Origin of the sequence: Enterococcus sp. DIV1758, from assembly GCF_051711985.1 — a bacterium.
Lineage (GTDB): Bacteria > Bacillota > Bacilli > Lactobacillales > Enterococcaceae > Enterococcus > Enterococcus faecalis.
On the sequence record NZ_JBIOOA010000001.1, the window covers coordinates 1,548,837 to 1,569,836 of the forward strand.

The window sequence follows — 21,000 nt, forward strand, 5'->3', positions numbered from 1 at the left end:
TACACACATAAGGTCTGGCAGATTACGGCGATTGCTCGTTCTTCCAGACCTTAATTTTTAAATGTTTAAAGGAGTTTTTCTTATGCCAAAAGAATTTGAAACAAAACGGGTGCTTGTAACCGGTGCAGCTTCAGGGATTGGCCAAGCACAAGCAATTGCCTTTGCTGAACAGGGCGCTGAAGTTATTGGCATCGACCTAGACGAAACGGGGTTAAAACAGACAGCCGCACTGGTTAATCCAGATTCTACTAAGCCATTTACTTATTTTGTCGGTGATGTGTCTTCTCCCTCATTTGTGCAAGCCACGATGAAACAAATTGTGAAAAACAACGGCCAAATTGATATTTTATTAAATACGGCAGGTATTTTAGATGATTATCGTCCTTCTCTAGAAACTTCGGAAGCTTTATGGGATCAAATTTTAGCAACCAATTTAAAAAGTGTCTTTTTAGTGACCAATGCTCTATTACCTTATTTCCTCCAACAAAAAAAAGGAGTAATCGTTAATATGTCATCTATCGCTGGCTTAGTAGCTGGGGGCGGCGGCGCAGCGTACACTGCCTCCAAACACGCAATCATCGGGTATACAAAACAACTTTCCTACGATTATGCCAAATTAGGCATTCGAGCAAATGCGATTGCGCCAGGTGCCATCCAAACACCCATGAACGCAGCTGATTTTGCAGGAGAAGGCGAAATGGCTACTTGGGTAGCACGTGAAACACCCGCGGGCCGTTGGGCACAGCCACAAGAAGTAGCAAAACTTTCATTATTTCTAGCTAGTGATGACGCTGATTATATCCATGGCACAGTTATGACCATCGATGGTGGTTGGACCATGAAATAAAAAGACTTTACAGAGTGTCTGTTCTTCAGTAACATGTAACACAGTGAGGCAGCTCACACCATAACACTTCAGTTGGCTTTACTGCCCTTCCTTTGGTTATGGTTATCACTAAAACACGTCGTTGTTTTATAAAGGAGAATCTCAAATGAATCATTCATCAAATCCACAAACCAGTACGTGGTCAGCTACGGTTTTGGCTAAAATGGCGCTGGTTACCGCTTTGTATGTCGTTGTCACTGTACTTCTCGCTCCGCTTAGTTTTGGTCCGATACAGCTTCGTCTTGCCGAATTATTTAATTATTTAGGCGTTTTTAACAAGCGATATATCTGGTCCATTACGTTAGGGGTTGCGATTGCCAACACCGCTTCGCCTCTTGGTATCATCGATATAGTCATCGGTAGCGCTGGCACGTGCGCAGTCTTATGGATTGCCTATTTGGCGACAAAAAATCAGCAAAATTTATTGATTAAACTGATGCTAACGGCCATTCTTTTTGCTTTGTCCATGTTCACTGTCGCCGGACCCTTAACGTTCTTTTATCAGTTACCTTTTTGGTACACATGGTTGACCGTTGGACTTGGTGAACTTCTTTCAATGACAGTCGGCGGTATCCTGATTTACGTATTAAATAAAAAAATACAGCTTGTAAAACGCATCGAAGAATAAAAAAGCGCTTGGGATTTAAACCCCAAGCGCTTTTTAGCACTATCCTTTAGGTTGAATGAAGTCTGCTTGCCATTTTCCAAGAGATGGATTGTAATCAAAATACCAAAGTTGTGAAAAATATTGTTTTTGATGCTTGTATCCCGATAAAACACGACCGCTTTGAGTATCTTCCTCGTAGTCAATACAAGAAAAATGAAGCATCAGTGAAAAACTGGTTTCACTAATATGATGATAATTCGAAGCTGGCGCTACTTTCACTTTTTTTACATGATTTCTGATGCCCGCTTGTTGATTTTCTTGTAATACTGCAAGATGTTTTTGATAAAGTTTTTCTGTATAGTTATCTTTGACTACAGACAAATTTTCTTGATCCCACGCTTGTTGTATTTCTAAAAACGTTTGTTGTATTTCTTTTAAGAGTGCCTTTTTTTCTTTTGATGTTCCAGGTAATGCTGCCCACATTTCTTGAAAAGCACCTTCATTGACTGGTTGATTTCTACGGCGTCTTTGCCAAATCATCGCGCCCCCAAAAAGAACAAAAAACACTGTTGAAATTAAGCCTTCCAGTGGCGTTGTGTTGCTGGATCCGGTCTCATGATGATGAACATAACTTCTTGATCCATTACTGCCTGACGAAAAACCATTCGAGGGATTGCCCCCGCTAGGACTTTCTACACGTCCACCGCCATAGCCTCCAGCTACAGCCACCGCTTGATTAGGCCATAACCAAAAGACCATGACACATCCCACAAAAACCAAAATTAACTTTCTCATTTTCTCACCTTTCGATCCTTTCAAACCAACAAATTAATAAATAGACGCAGAATACTAAACAAAGCGCCAAGATTAACAATAATTAATAATACCTTCAGCCATCTGCCATATGGTTGTACTGATTGATAACTTCGTTGATAAATACTCAAGCCAAACAGGACCGCTGGCCACATAAATATACTAGATCTTGGGCCAAATGAATTACCCTCGCCCCAAAAATTCACATGAATGGGCACATGAGCTGGTAAATCAGGATAGACCACCGCACTTAATAATAGTAAACTGACTGCTAAAATACTTGTAACAATAAACAATCCCTGACTAACTTTTTCAATCTGCTTTTCTCTCATTAATTTAGCTTTCTCCTCTAGTTTAATGATGGATATACTATCAGTTTATGCCTCCCTATCTGAATTTGCAATAAAAAAAAGACAAGGAAACATCCAATTAAATGTCCTTGCCTCTGTTTTAAAAATCCTAAATCAAGCCTTTCACGCCTATATCTTTTCGATAGTACATTCCAGGAAATGAGTAATTATCCAATGTTTGATAAACTTTTTTGTGGGCTTCTTCAAGAGTCGAAGCAGTTGCTTCTGCTAAAAAGATTCGTCCGCCAGCCGAAACCAAAGCCTGTTCTGAACGAGTTACCCCTGCATAATAGATGGTTTCACCAGACATTTCGGGCAATGGTAGATTTGTCTTGTATTGATTAGGATAGCCTTCTGCTGCTACAACAACACCAACACTCGCTAACTCATTCCATGCAATCGTTGGTTGCTCTTTCGCCAGCAATGAAGAAATTATTTCTGAAAGGGGACTCTCTAAACGTGCCAACACAACTTGTGTTTCTGGATCCCCAAATCGAGCATTAAATTCAATAACCTTGGGGCCAGTTGCTGTTTGGATTAAACCAGCATATAAAATCCCTTGAAACGGACGTTTTTCAGCCACCATTCCTTTAGCAGTCGGTTTCAGGACTTGGCTAATGGCTTGCTGAACCGCTTCTTCTGGGATCTGAGGCACTGGTGTGTAAGCACCCATCCCCCCTGTATTCGGCCCAGCATCCCCATCGAAAATCCGCTTATGATCTTGAGCAATCACCATCGGATATACCTTCTCATTAGAAACAAAGGCCATTAAGGAAAATTCTTCTCCTTGCAAAAATTCTTCGATTACGACCGTTTGACCGCTTGCTCCAAATTGTTGGTCCTCCATCATCGCAACTAGCGCCCGTTTTGCGGCTGCTTTTGTTTCGGCAACTACTACTCCTTTTCCAGCTGCCAAACCATCTGCCTTAATAACAATTGGTACTCCTTGCTTTTCAATATATTCTAAGGCAGGTGCCAAACGTCGAAAGACCCGATATTCCGCCGTTGGAATCTGGTATTTTTGCATAAAATCTTTCGCAAAACTTTTTGAACCTTCAATTATTGCAGCTGCTTTTGTCGGGCCAAAAATTAGTAATCCCGCTGCTTGAAAGGCATCTACAATTCCTTCAATTAATGGCGTTTCCGGTCCGACGAATGTCCAATCAATCTGATTATTCTTCGCAAATTGAATTAGTTCCGTTTGCTGCTCTTCACTGATAGGTACAGTCCGAATATTATCACCACTCATACCAGGATTACCTGGTGCACAATAAACAATCTTGACTTTGTTTTCTTGCTGTAATTTTTTGGCGATTGCATGTTCACGACCACCACGCCCAATCACTAATATATTCATCGGTTTCTCCTTTAAAAATTAATGTTTGAAATGACGAGTCCCAGTAAAAATCATCGCAATGCCATAATGATTCGCTAGATCGATTGATGCTTGGTCTTTAATGCTCCCACCTGGCTGAATAATTGCTTGAATGCCATGTTGTGCAGCATATTCCACGCTATCTGCCATGGGGAAAAAGGCATCACTTGCTAAGACGGCCCCTTGTAATTTTCCAGCTGCTTGGGCTTGATCAACTGCAATTTTTACTGACCCAATTCGATTCATTTGACCAGCGCCAATTCCCACTGTTTGACTTTCATTGGCTAAAACAATAGCATTTGATTTTACATGCTTGACTGCTTTCCAAGCAAAGTTCAATGCGTCTCTTTCAGCTGGTGTGGGTTGGCGCTCTGTAACTACTTGCCATGCTTGTTCATTTTCAACAACTGTATCTTGTTCTTGAATTAATAACCCGCCCATAACAGAAACTAATTCCACCGCTTTTTTTTCTTGAGCATGAAAATCTAACGTTAACAAACGAAGATTCTTTTTCTGAGATAACAGTGCCAGAGCTTCTTCTTCAAAACTAGGCGCAATAATTATCTCTAAAAAGATTTGATGCATTTCAGCCGCAGTCGCTTGGTCCACTGGACGATTCAAAACAACAATGCCACCAAAAATTGAAACTGGATCTGCTTCAAATGCCTGACGATAGGCTGCCAAAATCGTTTTTCCTGTTCCAATTCCACATGGGTTCATATGTTTGACAGCGACGACCGTAGGTTCTGTAAACTCGCTAGCAATCCGGAGCGCTGCATCAGCATCTCGAATATTGTTATATGACAGTTCTTTGCCATGAAGTTGTCGAGCGGAAGCAATGGATAATGATACAGGTACAACGGATTGATAAAAGGTGGCTTGTTGATGGCTATTTTCGCCATAACGCAATGTTTGCTTACGTTCATAAGTAAGCGTCTGTTTCTCTGGTTCAGTTTCACCCACTTGCGTCGTTAAATAGTCAGCGATAAGCGCGTCATAAGCAGCGGTATGACGAAAGACTTTTGCTGCCAATCTTTTTCTAGTGGTTAACTGGCTAGTTCCAGTGCTGCTAATTTCACTTAATACCTGTTCATAATCACTAGGATCAACCACTGCTGTTACGTCTTGATAATTTTTTGCCGCTGAACGTAACATGCTAGGACCGCCAATATCAATCATTTCAATCGCTTCTGCTTCAGAAATCGCTGGTTTTAAAATTGTTTCTTTAAATGGATAAAGATTCACTACTACAAGGTCAATAAAGTGAATGCCTTGTTCAGTCAGTGCTTTTTGATGCGCTTGGTTTCCCCTTTTTGCCAAAAGTCCGCCATGGATATTCGGATGTAACGTTTTGACACGGCCATCTAACATTTCTGGAAAGCCAGTGATGTCGTCAATAGCAAGTGTCGGTACCCCCGCTTCTTCTAAGACAGTCCTTGTTCCCCCAGTAGAGATAATTTCAAAGCCATTTGCAACTAAGCCTGCTGCAAATGTTGTCACTCCTGTTTTGTCTGAAACGCTAATCAATGCTCTTTTGGTCATTTCATTGTCTCCTTTACAATTTGTGAAATTATTTTTGGGTACCATTCGTGCTCAAGAGCATGAATTTTCTCTGCTAATGTGTCCAATGTATCTTCAGTATCAATCTTGGTGGTTGTTTGGAAAATAATCGGTCCTGTATCAACCCCAGAGTCAACATAATGGATAGTGATTCCTGTTATTTTCACTCCATAATGAAATGCCTCTTCAATTCCGTGAAGACCTGGAAAACTAGGTAACAGCGAAGGATGAATATTGACGATTCTCTTTGGATAAGCCTCCAGTAAAGTCTTGCCGATAATTCTCAAATAACCAGCTAACACGATTAAATCGATCTGATGCTCTTTTAAATGTTTCAATACTTGTTCTTCATACTGCCCACGAGATGGAAAATCAGATGGCGAAAAGCAAACAACGGGAATCTTGCGTTTTTGGGCACGGGTCAATACATAGGCTTCAGGCTGGTCACAAAAGACTAAGCTCAACTGCCCTGCGATTTTTTTTTGGGAAAAAGCTGCAGCAATCGCCTCAAAATTGCTACCATTGCCAGATGCAAAAACAGCTATCTTCATAAGGCTTCCTTAAAAATAACGGCTTTCGTTTTCCTAGGTACCAAACGACCAATTTCAAAAGCTTCTGGTAAAAGCTCCTGAACTTTTTCAACATGCTCTGGACTCACCGCTAAAATCATCCCTAAGCCCATATTGAAAATTTCATACATTTCTTCAGATGGAATTTCACCGTATTTTTGAATCAATTTAAAAATTGGTAGCACTGGCCAACTATTTAATTGAATCTCTGCAGCTAATGAAGAAGGAAACATTCTTGGTAGATTTTCTAAAAACCCGCCGCCAGTAATATGCGCAGCACCATGCACGAGTCCTGCTTTTAACAATGGTAATAATTCCTTCACGTAAATTTTTGTTGGTGTTAATAATTCTTCCCCTAACGTTTTGGGTGCCAATTCTGGAAGCTTGTCCGTTGTTTTAAACGAATGTTTCTTAAAAAAAACATTTCTTACTAAAGAGTAACCATTAGAATGAAGACCACTTGAAGGAAGACCAATCAAGAAATCGCCTTCTTTTACGTTACTTGGAGTCAAGAGTTGACTTTTCTCAGCAATACCTACGGCAAAACCAGCTACGTCATAAGCATCTGCTTCATACATATCAGGCATTTCAGCTGTTTCGCCCCCAATTAAGGCTGCATTCGCCTCACAACAGCCAGCCGCAACACCCGCAACAATTGCTTCAACTTTAGCTGGATTAACGGTCCCTAACGCTAAATAATCTAAAAAATATAACGGTTCGGCGCCTTGTGCGACGACATCATTGACACACATTGCTACACAATCAATTCCGATTGTCTCGTGTTTCTGTTCTTCAATTGCCAAGAGTAACTTTGTGCCTACGCCATCCGTTCCTGATACCAAAACTGGTTCTTTAAGCTTGTAACTACTTAAATCAAAACAACCACCAAAACCACCAAGCATGCCCAACGTTCCCGTCCGTTGTGTCTTTTGGCTATGCTTTTGAATTCGTTCCACTACTTCGTATCCCGCCTCAACATTTACGCCAGCTTTTGAATAGGCATTTTCCATGTCAATTCCTCCTAGTTTCTTTTTTCAAGGATGCTTGATATTGTTCTTCATAATCATACAAAGGCGTTGGATAGTCTCCATTAAAGTAAGCCATACACAGCCCAGAATAAGGAGCATCATAATTTAATTGAATCCCATCAATCAGCCCTGCTTCACTCAAAAAAGCCAGCGAATCTGCGCCAATCTGCTCTTTGATCTCTTCAATTGAATAGTTTGCCGCAATTAGTTCGTCCCGCGTCTGTATATCAATGCCATAAAAACACGGATATTTTAATGGTGGTGAAGCAATTCTGACATGAACTTCTTGCGCTTCTGCTTCTTTTAATAAATGGATAATGCGTCGAATAGTGGTCCCGCGAACAATCGAATCATCTACTAAAATGACTTTTTTTCCTTTGACCACGCCACGAACTGCCGATAGTTTCATACGGACACCTTGTTCTCTTAATTCTTGTGTCGGCTGAATGAATGTTCGAGCGACATATTGATTTTTTACTAAACCTAGTTCGTAAGGAATCCGTGCTTCTTCTGCATAGCCGCTAGCTGCAGACAATGACGAGTTTGGTACCCCAATTACCATATCAGCTGCGACTGGACTTTCGATTGCCAAGTTCTTCCCCATTCTTTTACGAGCTGTATGCACATTAACTCCAGCAATAGTTGAATCTGGTCGTGCAAAATAAATATATTCCATTGCGCAAATCGCTGGTTGGACTTCCGTAGTGAAAACCTCTATTTTCAAGCCTTCATCAGAAATGATGACTACTTCACCAGGCGCCACATCTTGAATAAAGCGAGCCCCAACTGTTTCTAATGCACACGTTTCGGATGCCACAACGTACGCCCCATTGTTCATTTGTCCGATGGAGAGAGGGCGAAAGCCATTGGGATCGAGTGCAGCAATCATCATCGTTTCTGTTAATAAAAGATAAGCAAAGCCCCCCTTAACCAAATTCAAGCTCTCTTTTAGTTTATCGAGAAACGAGGCAGCAGTGCTTTTTCGAATCAAGTGCATTAAAATTTCAGTGTCTGAATTAGAATGAAAAATAGCGCCTTCTCTTTCTAGTTGTTTTCGTAAACGCTTGGCATTTGTCAAATTGCCATTGTGTGCTAACCCAATTTGACTATCATAAAATTTAAATAAAAATGGCTGAATATTATCCACGCTACCCGTACCAGCGGTTGCATAGCGTACATGACCAATAGCCGCCGTTCCTTCTAACGCATTCAGTTGTTCTTGCTTTTGGAATACTTCTGCTAATAAACCTAAATCACGGTGGCCATCTAATTTCCCAGAATTGTTCGCCACAATTCCCGCGCCTTCTTGGCCTCGATGCTGCAAGCTGTGTAAACCAAAATAGGTCACTTGTGCCGCATCAGGATGACCCCAAATACCAAAAATACCACACTCTTCATTTAAGCTTTTTGCTTCATAAGACATGGAATCGCATCCTCCCATAAGGCTTTGGCTTCTTTTGTTGAACAATTGATCACATCATCTAACGCATGGATGACCAAACCAGTTTCAGTCACTTTCCCAATGTGTTGGGCTTTTTTTCCAATTAGTGTTTCAAATTCTTCCTGATGCTGGGGACTAACTGAAAGAATAAAACGGGATTGCGTCTCCGCAAATAGATATTCTTTTTTTAATGGCAGTATCACCTGTAACCCCAGTTCGTTAGCAAAAGCCGACTCGGCTAAAGCAACGGCAACGCCGCCTTCAGCGCAATCATGCGCGCTAGCAACTAGGCCTGCTTGAATTGCTTTTAAAACTAATTCTTGGTTTGCTTTTTCCTCTTTTAAATCAAATGAGCGTAATTGCCCTTCAATTCGGCCCAGTTGCATTTTTTGAATTTCTGAGCCGTTAAAATCTGCGTGGGTTTCACCGATGAGATAAATTAAGTCATCCACTTGTTTAAACGCTTGTGTGGTAATTTGTGAAACATCTTCAATCACGCCCACCATGCCAATCATCGGCGTAGGGTAAATGGCTTGACCATCTGTTTCATTGTAAAGAGAGACGTTCCCTGAAATCACGGGTGTTCCTAGCTGACGGCAGGCTGCGGCGATTCCATCCGCCGACGTCCATAATTCCCAAAAACTTTCTGGTTTATCAGGGGAACCATAATTCAAACAATCAGTGATAGCCAAAGGTTGTGCTCCACTTGCTACAATATTACGGGCTGCTTCTGCAACCGCAATTTGCCCACCAATTTCAGGATTTAAATACAAATAACGGCTATTACAATCTGTTGTCATCGCTAAGGCTTTATTGGTGCCCCGCACTCTTAAAACAGCTGCATCACTTCCTGGTTGCACCACTGTATTCGTTTGTACTTGACTATCATAGGTTTCGTAAACTGATTTTTTCGATGCAATCGTTGGCTGTTGCAATAGGCGTTTTAATAATTCCGTACTATTCGTAATTTCTGGAATGAAGGGCGCTAATTTTTTAAAAGCACGCATCCGCTCTGGTTCTTGATAGGCTTTCTGGTAGACAGGGGCTTCTTCTGCCAAAGCATCTACTGGTACATCTGCGACTATTTTGCCACTGTGAAAGACACGATACTGTCCATCATCTGTTACGGAGCCAATCGCTACCGCTTCTAAGTCATACGTTTGAAACAATTCACAAACTTGCTGTTCTGCTCCTTTTTCCACACAGATTAACATCCGTTCTTGGGACTCAGACAAGAGCATTTCATAGGGGCTCATCTGCGTCTCTCTCTGCGGAACTTTATCTAGCTCTAGAATCAAGCCTGAACCTGCTTTTGATGCCATTTCAGCACTTGAAGAAACCAAGCCAGCCGCCCCCATATCTTGGATGCCGATTAAAATATCTTGATGATTTTTAATTAAATCAAGACAAGCTTCCAATAATAATTTTTCCATAAACGGATCACCTACTTGTACCGCAGATCGTTGCTGTTCTTCACCTTCACTAAATTCTTCTGAAGCAAAGGTCGCACCATGAATTCCATCTCGTCCTGTTTTCGCACCTACATAAAGAATGCTATTTCCGACGCCTTTTGCTTGGCCTTTTTGAATCTCGTCATGACGAATCAATCCCACACACATAGCATTAACAAGTGGGTTTCCTTGATAACATGGCTCAAAAGCAATTTCGCCGCCAACGGTTGGAATACCAATACAATTTCCATAACCGCTAATCCCCGCCACAACTTCTTGAAACAAATAACGTGTTCGTGCATCCGTCAGTTCGCCAAATCTTAACGAATCCAGTAAAGCAATCGGCCGCGCCCCCATACTGAAAATATCGCGAATAATTCCACCAACGCCTGTAGCTGCTCCTTCGTAAGGTTCTACTGCAGAAGGATGATTATGGCTCTCTGCTTTAAAAACAACAGCTAATCCGTCACCAATATCGACAATCCCAGCTCCTTCACCAGGACCTTGAAGCACTTGTGGCCCTTCCGTCGGAAACTTTTTTAAAACGGGCTTGGAATTTTTGTAAGAGCAATGTTCACTCCACATCACGGAGAATAAGCCAGTTTCTGTATAATTAGGTTCTCTTTGCAAAATGGTCTCAATCTGATGATATTCTTCATCTGTTAGTCCCCATTCTGCATACAACCGTGTCTCCTTGATTTCTTTTGGTGTTGGTTCATTCATCATTGGCTTAATTCCTTTCCAAAGTTTTTAATGATTGAAGCAAAAAAACTGCGTCCATCTGTTGAACCTAACAATTCTTCCATCGCTCGTTCCGGATGAGGCATCATTCCTAAAACATTGCCCTGTTCATTACAAATACCAGCAATATTCGCAAGACTACCGTTCACCCTTTCTTGATACGTAAAAACAATTTGGTTCTTTTCTTTCAGCTCTTTCAACGTTTTTTCATCACAATAGTAATTCCCTTCGCCATGTGCTACTGGTAAATGTATCGAAACATTTTCAGGATACTCGCTTGTAAACTTTGTGTGCGTATTCACTTTCAATGGGACACTTTTACAAATAAAACGAAGCGAATCATTTCTTAGCAAAGTGCCAGGAAGTAAGCCAATTTCTGTTAAAATTTGAAAGCCGTTACAAGTACCAAAAACCATTTTGCCTTCTGTAGCAAAGCGAATCACCTCATTGATAATTGGCGAAAACCGAGCAATTGCACCACAACGCAAGTAATCGCCATAAGAAAAACCACCAGGCAATAACACGCCATCAAATTTTGCTAAAGAAGTGGCATCGTGTCGGACAAATTCTGCATCGACGCCCATCACCTCTTTGACAGCCCACAATAAGTCTGCATCACAATTGGATCCTGGAAAAACAATCACTGCCAATTTCATTTAAATTTCCTCCAAAGATAAAATTTCAAAACGATAGGATTCCATATTTACATTGGCTAATAGTTGATCACAAATTTGTTCAATTTTCTCTTCAATTGCTTCTGTCTGCTGGACGTGCATTTCAAAATACTTACCGACACGGATTTCGGCTACTTCTGTAAAACCAAGCCGATGGACTGCTTCCTTAACCGCTTCACCTTGGGGATCCAAAATTGATTCTTTATACGTAACATAGACTTTGACAAAATACATACGCGCTTCCTCCTCAATTAGCTGTTAGTAAACGTTGTAAAACTTCTTCATATACAGGAACTATTTCTCCTAATTCACGGCGATAAACATCTTTATCCAGATGTTCGTTTGTGTTTAAATCCCATAAACGACAGGTGTCTGGAGAAATTTCATCTGCCAGTAACAATTGATTGGCCTTCGTCCGACCAATCTCGATTTTAAAATCGATCAAACAAATATTGAGGCGTTGAAAGAGTTGACTAAGCGCCTGATTAATTTGTAAAGCCAATGCTTTAATCTCCACAATTTCAGCAGGAGTGGCTACTTTTAGAAATTGAATATGGTCTTCGTTAATAAAAGGATCATCCAGACGATCTTCTTTGTAATAAAATTCAATAATGGGCGTCACTAATTTAGTGCCCTCTTCAATCGCTAAACGCTTTGAAAAACTTCCTGCCGCATAATTACGTACGACAACTTCCAAAGGAATCATTTCTACGGCCTGAATTAATTGTTCGTGTTCAGATACTTTTTTGATAAAATGATTGGGAATCTTCTGTTGCTGTAAATGTTCAAAAATTAGACTAGTGATTTGATTATTTAAAGCGCCTTTTCCAAGAACTTTGTCTTTTTTTTGACCGTTTAAAGCTGTTGCTTGATCAAGATATTCCACAAAAAGAACCGCTGCATTTTCTGTTTGATACAACTTCTTCGCTTTTCCTGTATACACAAGTGCTTTCTTTTCCATTCTTTCCCTCTTCTCGTTAGCTTCATGAACCCTATTCTTTCTAAGTCAGCTGATTTACATCAGACAAAAACTTACATTAGTTATAAAAAAACAATAATCGTTCGTGTTTTTCGAATATAAAAATAAAAAACTTGCTTGGAGCAAGCATTTATTAAGTTACGTTCCAAATACCAACAGTCTCAATTTCCTTTAACGTTTCTGATAAGCAAGGTGTTGTAATGGTGACGTGGCCCATTTTTCTGCCAACTTTTGATTCGGCTTTCCCATAGTAATGGACTTGCCAAGTGGGTTTTGACGTGCATAACTGGTAGCTTTTTTCTAAGTGTTCGCCTAAGAGATTCACCATAACCACTGGTTGAAGTAACTGGGGTAACCCAATGCCCCAATTGCTAATCCCTCGAATATGCGCATCAAATTGACTAAATGAGCAAGCTTCAATAGAGTAATGACCTGAGTTATGAGGCCGTGGCGCTAATTCATTGACGTACAACTCTTCTGAATCCGTTAAAAACAGTTCGATAGCTAAAACCCCAGATAAATTTAATTCCTCAGCAATGTGTTGCGCCAATTCCGCTGCTTTTTGTTGCACATTCTCAGAAATTCGAGCGGGCACAATTGATTCATGCAAGATATTCTTTCGATGAATGTTTTCAGATACAGGAAAGCTTTGGTAACCATGCTTATTCCCTGCAACGATGATTGAAAGTTCTTTAGTGAAAGGCACCCACTTTTCTAATTCACAAGTGGCGTTAGCTAATAATTTAGTCGCTTGGGAGAAATCCTCTTCGCATTTTAAGACGACTTGTCCTTTTCCATCGTATCCACCTTGAATAGTTTTTAAGACACATGGAAAACCAATCTTTTCTATTGCTTGTGGCAGCTCTTTCTGGCTTTTTACTTCCGCAAAAGGGGCAATCTTACAGCCAATCGATTGAAGAAACGTTTTTTCAAGCAATCGATTTTGAGTAATTTTTAACAATTCTGTTCCTTGTGGCAACTTTTCTAGTGGAATGGCCTTTTCTAGGGAGGCCACTTCAATATTTTCAAATTCATAGGTGATCACATCGCATAACTCTGCTAGTTCAGTTAAAGCAGAGGGCTGATTAAAGGCTGCCACAATTTGCCGGTCAGCTACTTGACCAGCTGGACTATCAGGCGTCGGGTCCAACACAATCATTTGGAAACCCATTTTTTTACCACTCATGACTAGCATTCGCCCTAACTGTCCCCCACCTATAATGCCAATAGTTGCTCCGACTTTTAAAGGTTTATTCAAGTTGTTCCCCACTTTCCATAACCGCTTTTTCCAATGATTGTCGTCTTGCTTGGATTCTTTCTGCTAACTGTAAATCATCAATACTTAGTATTTCTGCAGCTAATAACCCAGCATTGGTAGCACCTGCTGAGCCAATCGCAGTTGTTGCTACAGGAACTCCCCCTGGCATCTGCACAATAGACAACAGTGAATCAATACCGTTTAATGTTCGTGTTTTAACTGGAACACCAATGACAGGTAAGGTTGTCTTTGCAGCTACCATCCCTGGTAAATGGGCCGCTCCACCAGCGCCAGCGATAATAACCTTCAATCCTTTTGTTCGTGATTCCTCTGCAAAACGAAACATCAAGTCAGGGGTCCTATGTGCTGATATCACTCGTTTTTCATAAGGAATTTCCAACTCTTCCAACACAAGACAAGCAGCTTTCATCGTTGCCCAGTCTGAGGTACTTCCCATAATCACAGCGACTAATGGTTTCATGAATGTAATAACTCCTTCCGCCTTTTTTCACTGTTATTCTAACAATGAGAAAAAGAGATGTCAAAGAAAAACCGAAATATTATATATTAAAATTATATAATGTTCGTGTTTATCAAAAAAAAGAGTCATCGGAAAGATGACTCTTTTTTGCTATTTTTAGCGTTGCTTCCTCTTTAAGAAGAAACATCGCCTGTATTAATAACTGGTTGTGTGCCTTTATCAGTAATGATTGAGACTAGTAAATTATTAATAAGTTGTACTTTTCGTTCGTCGGTAAAATTAATTTCTTGCCCTTCTTCGATCTGTTCTAAGGCCATTTGTGTCATGCTTACCGCACCTTCAACAATTGTTTGTCGGGCCGCTAAGATTGCTTTTGCTTGCTGTCTTTGCAACATGGAGCTAGCAATTTCAGTTGCATAAGCTAAATGATTCAACCGTGTTTCGATAACCTCTACACCAGCCACTGCTAAGCGTTCTTGCAATTCTTTGGTTAACTCCTCGGAAATTTGTTCGGTATTTCCTCGCAGAGTTACATCATTATCTGAAAAAGTGTCATAAGGATATTGTGTTGCTACATGCCGGATTGCCGTTTCGCTTTGAATTTCCACAAAGTCTTGATAATAATCGACATTAAATAACGCCTTAGCTGTATCGACTACCCGAAAAACGATGACCGCAGAGATTTCGATTGGATTCCCATCAGAGTCATTGACTTTTAATAGAGAACTATTGAAATTTCGTACTTTCAAAGAAATGTTCATTTTTTGCGTAAATGGAATGGTAATAAACAACCCATTTTCTTTAATCGTACCTAAGTAGCGACCAAAAAATAAAATTGCTTTCGCCTGGTTGGGACTAACAATAGTTAAGGAACTTAAAAATAAAATAGCCCCAATTAACAAAATAATACCTAAAACAACAAGAACACCATTGGTATGACTCGCTCCATAAATAAATAAACCAATTCCCGCAATTAAAATAACTAATAAGCTCGCAATTCCTACGTAGCCACTCATATAAAATGTTTTTTTCTCTTCCATCTGTTTCACTCTCCTAACTCATTTATCTGGTCCTTATTATACACCTCATTGCCTTCAATAGAGTAACTTTTAACATTAAATAAACTGATTTTTTCAGTGCTCTTGTAGTATACTGAGAACAAAGAAATCCCAAGAAAAGGAGTGATAGAATGCGCTATTTAAGCAAGGACATTTTAGAGGAAGTCATCACTCAACGCCCTTCCGACTCTTATAAAAGCAATTTTGGGCGTGTCGTATTAATCGGAGGAAACCGTCAATATGGCGGAGCCATCATCATGAGTACCGAAGCGTGTATCAATAGTGGCGCTGGTCTCACCACTGTGATTACTGATGTTAAAAATCACGGGCCTTTACATGCAAGATGCCCAGAAGCCATGGTCGTGGGCTTTGAAGAAACAGTCCTTCTGACGGACGTCGTAGAGCAAGCGGAGGTTATTTTAATTGGTCCAGGTTTAGGCTTAGATGCTACTGCACAACAAATATTAAAGATGGTACTCGCCCAACATCAAAAACAACAATGGTTAATTATCGATGGCTCAGCAATTACCCTGTTTAGCCAAGGTAATTTTTCCCTTACCTATCCTGAAAAAGTTGTTTTCACACCTCATCAAATGGAATGGCAACGTTTGAGTCACTTACCTATCGAGCAACAAACACTGGCAAATAACCAGCGCCAACAAGCAAAATTAGGCAGTACGATTGTTTTAAAAAGTCATCGCACCACAATTTTCCACGCAGGAGAACCTTTTCAAAATACAGGTGGCAACCCTGGGATGGCTACTGGCGGAACTGGGGATACCTTGGCTGGCATCATTGCTGGGTTTTTGGCTCAGTTTAAGCCGACAATTGAAACCATTGCTGGCGCCGTTTACTTACACAGTCTCATTGGAGATGATTTGGCCAAAACCGACTATGTTGTTTTACCAACGAAGATTAGTCAAGCCTTGCCGACATATATGAAAAAATATGCCCAGCCACACACTGCACCTGATTCTGAACTATTAGAACAGAAGCGTTCGAGATAAAACCCAAAAAGGATAAATGGTGACAAATTTTGGGTTAAAAAGCAGGATTTAAGCCTGGGCCGAAAATCAAAAGCGATTTTCAGCCCAGGCTCTCTTTTTATTTTTCCTTATAAACATTTTTTAACGTTAATGGAGCGCCAAAGGTATGAAAATTCAAGCCTTTGACTTTATCATTTTGCAGGACTGTTTGTTCATTTTGGCTAAGTGGAATCATACCAGCAGTCGTTTCAATCACTTCTTTTTCAGCTGCAATCAGTTTCCCCCATCTTTTTTCTGGCTCTAAGGCATAGGTTGTGGTTGCTTCATCTAATAATTTGTCATAGACAGGGTTCTGATAATTGCGATCATTGCCCTTGTATAAAGTCATCAGGGTAGAAATAGGATCTTGATAGTCTGGTGTCCAGTAAATTAAGAATAAATCATAGTCGCTTTCTCGCCCAAAGTTCAATGCAGCTTCCGTTGGCAATACGGTTAGCTCTATTGTCAAACCAGGAAACAGTTCTTGTAGCGAGCCTTGCAAACTTTCACCAATTTTTTTGTAAGAACCATCATCTGTTACCATCAATTCAACGTTAACCTTTTCTCCTAATTCTGCTTGTGCTTTTTTCCAATAACTTTGCGCTTTTTCTTTGTTATAAACCATTAAATTACCTGCTTCTTGACGAAAATCGAGGCCCGTTGTGGGATTCGCCACAAAACCTTCCGTAATCGCACCATGTAAAGCTTTAGAACCATCTGCAATAATATTATTGACTAGATTTTCTTTATCTATGCCTAAAGCCAACGCTTTACGCAAGTTTTCGTTTGCAAGCGGCGTTGCTTGCCCTTTCCGTTTTTGATTTAAGCGCAAATAGTTCATTGTTGCTGTTGGGTACGAATGATACAACGTATTATTTTTATTCTGTTGCGCCAGTTCACCACTTAGTGTAGCCACATCTAATTGTCCATCTTCAAAAAGATTCAATGCAGTAGATGTTTCTTTGATAACCGTATAATTGATAATGTCTGAGCGCACGTTCTGGCGATCCCAATAGCGATTATTTTTTGCTAGTTGCCAGTCCATCTTTGTTTGCTGCCAATCTTTTACCACGAACGGGCCATTATAGACGACTTTATCACTAGCAGTTCCATAGTCCGCACCAAATTGTTCGACTACTTTTTGATTTTGCGGGAAAAATGTCGGAAAAGCTAATAAGGACGTAAAGTACGGTTTTGGCTCTTTGAGCGTCACCTTTAATGTATAATCATCCACAGCTGTGACACCAAGTTCATTGGGAGCTAATTTCCCAGCTGAGATTTCTGCACCATTTTGAATTGTTTCAACGATGAGGAAACTATAGACAAAGCCGTTTTTAGGATCAATCATTTTTTTCCAAGCATATTCAAAATCATGTGCTGTGACAGGATCATCGTTACTCCAAACCGCTTCTTTTCTCAAAGAAATCGTGTAGGTTTTTCCATCTTCTGAAATCGTCGGCAATGCTTTTGCTACGGCTGGTACCAATTGGTCTTGTTCATCTAAACTATATAACCCTTCAAACGCTGCAGTTTGGACAATAGCATCTGGAAAATCCAATAATACAGAGGTGTTGAGTGTTGTTAATTCCGAGGGTGACATCAGTTGAACGGCTTCTTTGGTATTTTTCTGTTTCTTTTTATTTTCATTTTTATTGGTACACCCAGCTAAAAATCCTACCAATAAAACACAAACTATTGTGATTTTTAAATACTTTTTCATCTTCTTTCTCCTATAACTCTTCATTTTTTTATGCTCTTACTTACAGAAAGACAGCTTCCCGTTTTATTCTGTTCTTTCCACAAGCATCCAGACAACGACTGCTGGCTCCAACCCATCATTATAATTAATGTGCCCTTCACCAGCTTCAATTAATTGGGCTTGTCCAGCTCTTCCAACTAAGTCTTGACCATCTTCTAAAATCGTATGTGCTTCGCCAGAAATCACATAAGAATATTCATCTTGTTCATGGCGAGCATATCCAGCTAAAGGCCGTTTTTCACCAGGCTGTAATGTAATAATGCCCATTTGAACTTGTGTATTTGGTTGGTTTTCTTTATCAAAAAAAATCGTCATTTCTTCTGATTCTGCTGATTTAATAAGCAATAGCTTTCCCTCCTTTTTTAAATCTTGTATCTTCCATTATTCCTTTAAATAGTATCAAAGTCAATCTTTTTATAGAAAATTCTGAATATTCTACACAAAAAAAGAGAGCATGAATTCTCTCTTTTTTATCTCTTTAAACTTTTACTATCCAGCCTTCTGGCGCTTCTTTGTCACCAAACTGTATGCCAACCAATTCATCATATAGTTGTTTGGTCACTGGTCCAACTTCTGTTTCACTATAAAATACATGGAAATCTGTGCCATTTTGAATCCCACCGATAGGAGAAATAATCGCCGCCGTGCCACAAGCACCCGCTTCGGAAAAGTCCGCTAATCGGTCAATGTAAACATCTCCTTCAAGCGCCGTCATCCCTAAACGTTCTTTTGCTAGCGTCAATAATGAATATTTAGTAATACTTGGTAAAATAGACGCTGATTTTGGCGTAATAAAAGTACCCTCTTTGGTTATGCCAAAGAAATTAGCTGCACCAACTTCTTCAATTTTCGTATGCGTATACGGATCTAAATAAATGCAATCACTAAATTCTTTCTCATGTGCTTCTGCACCTGGTAAAAGACTGGCTGCATAATTGCCCCCCACTTTAGCGGCCCCAGTTCCTCGGCCCGCCGCTCGATCATATTCAGAAACGATAAAGTTGGTTGGTGCTAAACCATTTTTAAAATACGAACCAACTGGCACACAAAAAATAGAAAAAATGTATTCTTTGGCAGGTGCTACGCCAATATTATCGCCGACACCAATCATATAAGGGCGAAGATACAACGTGCCACCCGTTCCATATGGCGGTAAATAAGCAAGGTTGGCTTTCACCACTTCTTGGCATGCAGAAACAAAGGTTTCTACTGGCACTTGTGGCATCAGTAGACGCGCACAACTTTTTTGTAGCCGTTTGGCATTTTCATCTGGACGAAACAAATTGACAGAACCATCTGCACATTGATACGCTTTTAATCCTTCAAAACATTGTTGGCCATAATGTAGAGCAGGCGAACCTTCACTAATCGTTAACTGATTGTTATCTGTTAGCGTGCCTTCTTCCCACTTGCCATCTCGCCAATAACTAATATAACGAAAGGGCGTTTTAATGTAAGAAAATCCTAAATTATTCCAATCAAGATTGGCTTTTTCCATTGTCGTAGCACCTCAATTATTTTAATTTTTTATCTTAATTAGTGTAATTGTACCCACCAAAAACTAGAAAAGCAAGCCTTATTCTCATTCTTAACTTTTGTTATTTTTTCTTACTTGTCCATTTCTCCCTCGCCAAAAAACCTTGATAGCCGTTTCTTCAATTGCAACGGAATATCAAGGTTTCGAAAAATTATTCAGTATACTCTTTAGTTTCTTGTAACGTCCCATCTTGCTTATAGATTTTCAGCTTTGTTTGTTTATTCCGAGCAATTTCTTGAGCTCGTTCAACCGCCTCTTGTTTGTGGGTAAATGTATTACTTGCTTTTTCAGCGCTGTCTGAAATCACCAACCATTGGTTGTCTTTATATTTAACGTTGACAGCCGCCGTTAATAATTTTCCAGCATGTTTATCCTGTTTATGCGAATCTTGTTTCGTAGGATTTGCTTCTTGTTCGAAGGCCTTTTTGTCTGCTGCACTTGCCTCTTGATACCATTTCTCCGCTTGACTAATCGCAATTGGAATGGCACGATCATCAGGGTAGCCATCCGCAAGCAACGCATTGCCAATATCTATCGCTTTTTTCCGAATCAAAGGTGCTAAATTTTTCATTGATGTAGGATAATCATTCATATTCCAAGGCATCAAAATCTCCTCCTTAAATTCTGTCTATTACTAGCTTACTACAGAAAAGGAACATTTGAAAAAGAAATGATTACTTTGAATATTTCCTGAACCTTCTTGAGAGAATAAACCTAATTTCCCGTTGGCCAAACTTCTCAATCTTTGAGTGTATGATTACTCATTTCCCTTTGAATCAGTTATGATAAAGGAAGAAATAAATAAATTTTTTTGGAGGGATTTTCATGAAAATGTCTAAAGTACTCACCACTGTTTTGACGGCAACTGCTGCTCTTGTGCTGCTTAGTGCTTGTTCATCTGATAAAAAAACAGATAGTAGTTCTAGTAGCAAAGAAACAGCTAATTCAAGTACAGAAGTAGTCTCTGGTGCTTCAATTAGTGCCAAGCCTGAAGAACTCGAAATGGCGTTAAGTGATAAAGGAAATTGGATTGTCGCAGCTACTGACAATGTCACTTTTGATAAAGAGGTAACAGTTGCTGGTACTTTCCATGATAAGGGGAAAGATTCCAACGATGTCTATCGTAAATTAGCGCTTTATTCTCAAGATGATAATAAAAAAGTAACTGCTGAATATGAAATCACGGTTCCTAAGCTAATCGTTTCTTCTGAAAATTTCAACATCGTTCACGGGACTGTCAAAGGTGATATTGAGGTGAAAGCAAATGGCTTTACTTTAAATGGTACCAAAGTTAATGGCAATATTACTTTTGATAAACAAGAATACAAAGATTCTGCTGACTTAGAAAAAGATGGTGCCACTGTTACTGGTGAAGTCACCGTAGCCAATAATTAAGTCATTACCAAAC

22 protein-coding genes are annotated in these 21,000 nt (G+C 40.0%); 4 read left to right on the plus strand and 18 right to left on the minus strand.

Translation table 11 applies throughout. The annotated features are described in order from the left end of the window. Window positions 1–61: 61 nt before the first annotated feature. A complete protein-coding gene (locus tag IGJ52_RS07645; protein ID WP_173975044.1) occupies window positions 62–847 on the plus strand; it encodes a 3-oxoacyl-ACP reductase in 786 nt (261 codons plus the stop codon). Between the two features lie 145 nt (window positions 848–992). Then, window positions 993–1,514 carry a QueT transporter family protein gene (locus IGJ52_RS07650; RefSeq protein ID WP_002408894.1) on the plus strand — a complete coding sequence of 174 codons (522 nt, stop codon included), beginning with the start codon at window positions 993–995 and terminating at the stop codon, window positions 1,512–1,514. A 39-nt stretch (window positions 1,515–1,553) separates the two neighbouring features. Here IGJ52_RS07650 and IGJ52_RS07655 read toward each other — a convergent pair whose 3' ends face one another. The 14 genes from IGJ52_RS07655 to IGJ52_RS07720 form a co-directional block, all read right to left on the minus strand. Beyond that, a complete protein-coding gene (locus IGJ52_RS07655) occupies window positions 1,554–2,288 on the minus strand; it encodes a TIM44-like domain-containing protein (RefSeq protein ID WP_438792004.1) in 735 nt (244 codons plus the stop codon). 20 nt (window positions 2,289–2,308) lie between these two features. Beyond that, window positions 2,309–2,638: a DUF1648 domain-containing protein gene (locus IGJ52_RS07660; protein WP_002420116.1), complete on the minus strand. Its 330-nt coding sequence runs from the start codon at window positions 2,636–2,638 to the stop codon at window positions 2,309–2,311. A gap of 127 nt (window positions 2,639–2,765) precedes the next feature. Beyond that, the gene (purD, locus tag IGJ52_RS07665; RefSeq protein WP_010827483.1) at window positions 2,766–4,013 is read right to left on the minus strand and encodes a phosphoribosylamine--glycine ligase; all 1,248 of its coding nucleotides are present in this window, start codon (window positions 4,011–4,013) and stop codon (window positions 2,766–2,768) included. A gap of 18 nt (window positions 4,014–4,031) precedes the next feature. Beyond that, complete coding sequence (gene purH, locus IGJ52_RS07670; RefSeq protein WP_438792005.1) at window positions 4,032–5,618, minus strand: bifunctional phosphoribosylaminoimidazolecarboxamide formyltransferase/IMP cyclohydrolase; 1,587 nt, start codon at window positions 5,616–5,618, stop codon at window positions 4,032–4,034. Then, on the minus strand, window positions 5,570–6,142 hold the full coding sequence (gene purN / locus IGJ52_RS07675; RefSeq protein ID WP_002360141.1) for a phosphoribosylglycinamide formyltransferase: 573 nt from the start codon (window positions 6,140–6,142) through the stop codon (window positions 5,570–5,572). Before purN ends, purH begins: the two co-directional genes overlap by 49 nt. After that, window positions 6,139–7,170 carry a phosphoribosylformylglycinamidine cyclo-ligase gene (gene purM / locus IGJ52_RS07680; RefSeq protein ID WP_347495668.1) on the minus strand — a complete coding sequence of 344 codons (1,032 nt, stop codon included), beginning with the start codon at window positions 7,168–7,170 and terminating at the stop codon, window positions 6,139–6,141. Before purM ends, purN begins: the two co-directional genes overlap by 4 nt. Before the next feature lies 1 nt (window position 7,171). Then, complete coding sequence (gene purF / locus IGJ52_RS07685; RefSeq protein WP_010715270.1) at window positions 7,172–8,611, minus strand: amidophosphoribosyltransferase; 1,440 nt, start codon at window positions 8,609–8,611, stop codon at window positions 7,172–7,174. Then, complete coding sequence (purL, locus tag IGJ52_RS07690; RefSeq protein WP_010715271.1) at window positions 8,587–10,806, minus strand: phosphoribosylformylglycinamidine synthase subunit PurL; 2,220 nt, start codon at window positions 10,804–10,806, stop codon at window positions 8,587–8,589. Before purL ends, purF begins: the two co-directional genes overlap by 25 nt. Beyond that, window positions 10,803–11,477, minus strand: coding sequence for a phosphoribosylformylglycinamidine synthase subunit PurQ (gene purQ, locus IGJ52_RS07695; RefSeq protein ID WP_002408883.1), 675 nt, complete (start codon window positions 11,475–11,477; stop codon window positions 10,803–10,805). The genes purL and purQ overlap by 4 nt, the downstream gene beginning before the upstream one ends. Continuing rightward, the gene (purS, locus tag IGJ52_RS07700; RefSeq protein WP_002357271.1) at window positions 11,478–11,729 is read right to left on the minus strand and encodes a phosphoribosylformylglycinamidine synthase subunit PurS; all 252 of its coding nucleotides are present in this window, start codon (window positions 11,727–11,729) and stop codon (window positions 11,478–11,480) included. 13 nt (window positions 11,730–11,742) lie between these two features. Beyond that, the gene (purC, locus tag IGJ52_RS07705) at window positions 11,743–12,456 is read right to left on the minus strand and encodes a phosphoribosylaminoimidazolesuccinocarboxamide synthase (RefSeq protein ID WP_002357270.1); all 714 of its coding nucleotides are present in this window, start codon (window positions 12,454–12,456) and stop codon (window positions 11,743–11,745) included. A gap of 151 nt (window positions 12,457–12,607) precedes the next feature. Further along, a complete protein-coding gene (gene purK / locus IGJ52_RS07710) occupies window positions 12,608–13,732 on the minus strand; it encodes a 5-(carboxyamino)imidazole ribonucleotide synthase (protein WP_033601016.1) in 1,125 nt (374 codons plus the stop codon). Next, entirely contained in the window at window positions 13,725–14,213 is a 489-nt protein-coding gene (purE, locus tag IGJ52_RS07715; protein WP_033625012.1) for a 5-(carboxyamino)imidazole ribonucleotide mutase, read from the minus strand. The genes purK and purE overlap by 8 nt, the downstream gene beginning before the upstream one ends. 173 nt (window positions 14,214–14,386) lie before the next feature. Further along, a complete protein-coding gene (locus IGJ52_RS07720) occupies window positions 14,387–15,253 on the minus strand; it encodes an SPFH domain-containing protein (RefSeq protein ID WP_002366818.1) in 867 nt (288 codons plus the stop codon). Between the two features lie 149 nt (window positions 15,254–15,402). Between IGJ52_RS07720 and IGJ52_RS07725 the strand changes: the two genes are divergently transcribed. Then, window positions 15,403–16,278, plus strand: coding sequence for an NAD(P)H-hydrate dehydratase (locus tag IGJ52_RS07725; RefSeq protein ID WP_104659204.1), 876 nt, complete (start codon window positions 15,403–15,405; stop codon window positions 16,276–16,278). Window positions 16,279–16,375: 97 nt separating this feature from the next. On the opposite strand, the gene IGJ52_RS07730 is transcribed toward IGJ52_RS07725, so the two are convergent. The 4 genes from IGJ52_RS07730 to IGJ52_RS07745 all read right to left on the minus strand — a co-directional run bounded on the left by IGJ52_RS07730 (window position 16,376) and on the right by IGJ52_RS07745 (window position 20,196). Further along, window positions 16,376–18,016 (minus strand): peptide ABC transporter substrate-binding protein, encoded by a 1,641-nt coding sequence (locus tag IGJ52_RS07730; protein WP_010816574.1) that lies wholly within the window; start codon window positions 18,014–18,016, stop codon window positions 16,376–16,378. Between the two features lie 63 nt (window positions 18,017–18,079). Continuing rightward, window positions 18,080–18,400 (minus strand): cupin domain-containing protein, encoded by a 321-nt coding sequence (locus IGJ52_RS07735; protein ID WP_010816575.1) that lies wholly within the window; start codon window positions 18,398–18,400, stop codon window positions 18,080–18,082. A 133-nt stretch (window positions 18,401–18,533) separates the two neighbouring features. Continuing rightward, the gene (locus IGJ52_RS07740) at window positions 18,534–19,553 is read right to left on the minus strand and encodes a branched-chain amino acid aminotransferase (protein ID WP_010707490.1); all 1,020 of its coding nucleotides are present in this window, start codon (window positions 19,551–19,553) and stop codon (window positions 18,534–18,536) included. A 190-nt stretch (window positions 19,554–19,743) separates the two neighbouring features. Beyond that, window positions 19,744–20,196, minus strand: coding sequence for a DUF2188 domain-containing protein (locus IGJ52_RS07745; protein ID WP_002420103.1), 453 nt, complete (start codon window positions 20,194–20,196; stop codon window positions 19,744–19,746). 221 nt (window positions 20,197–20,417) lie between these two features. Between IGJ52_RS07745 and IGJ52_RS07750 the strand changes: the two genes are divergently transcribed. Further along, window positions 20,418–20,987: a hypothetical protein gene (locus IGJ52_RS07750; RefSeq protein WP_002361963.1), complete on the plus strand. Its 570-nt coding sequence runs from the start codon at window positions 20,418–20,420 to the stop codon at window positions 20,985–20,987. Window positions 20,988–21,000 lie beyond the last annotated feature (13 nt).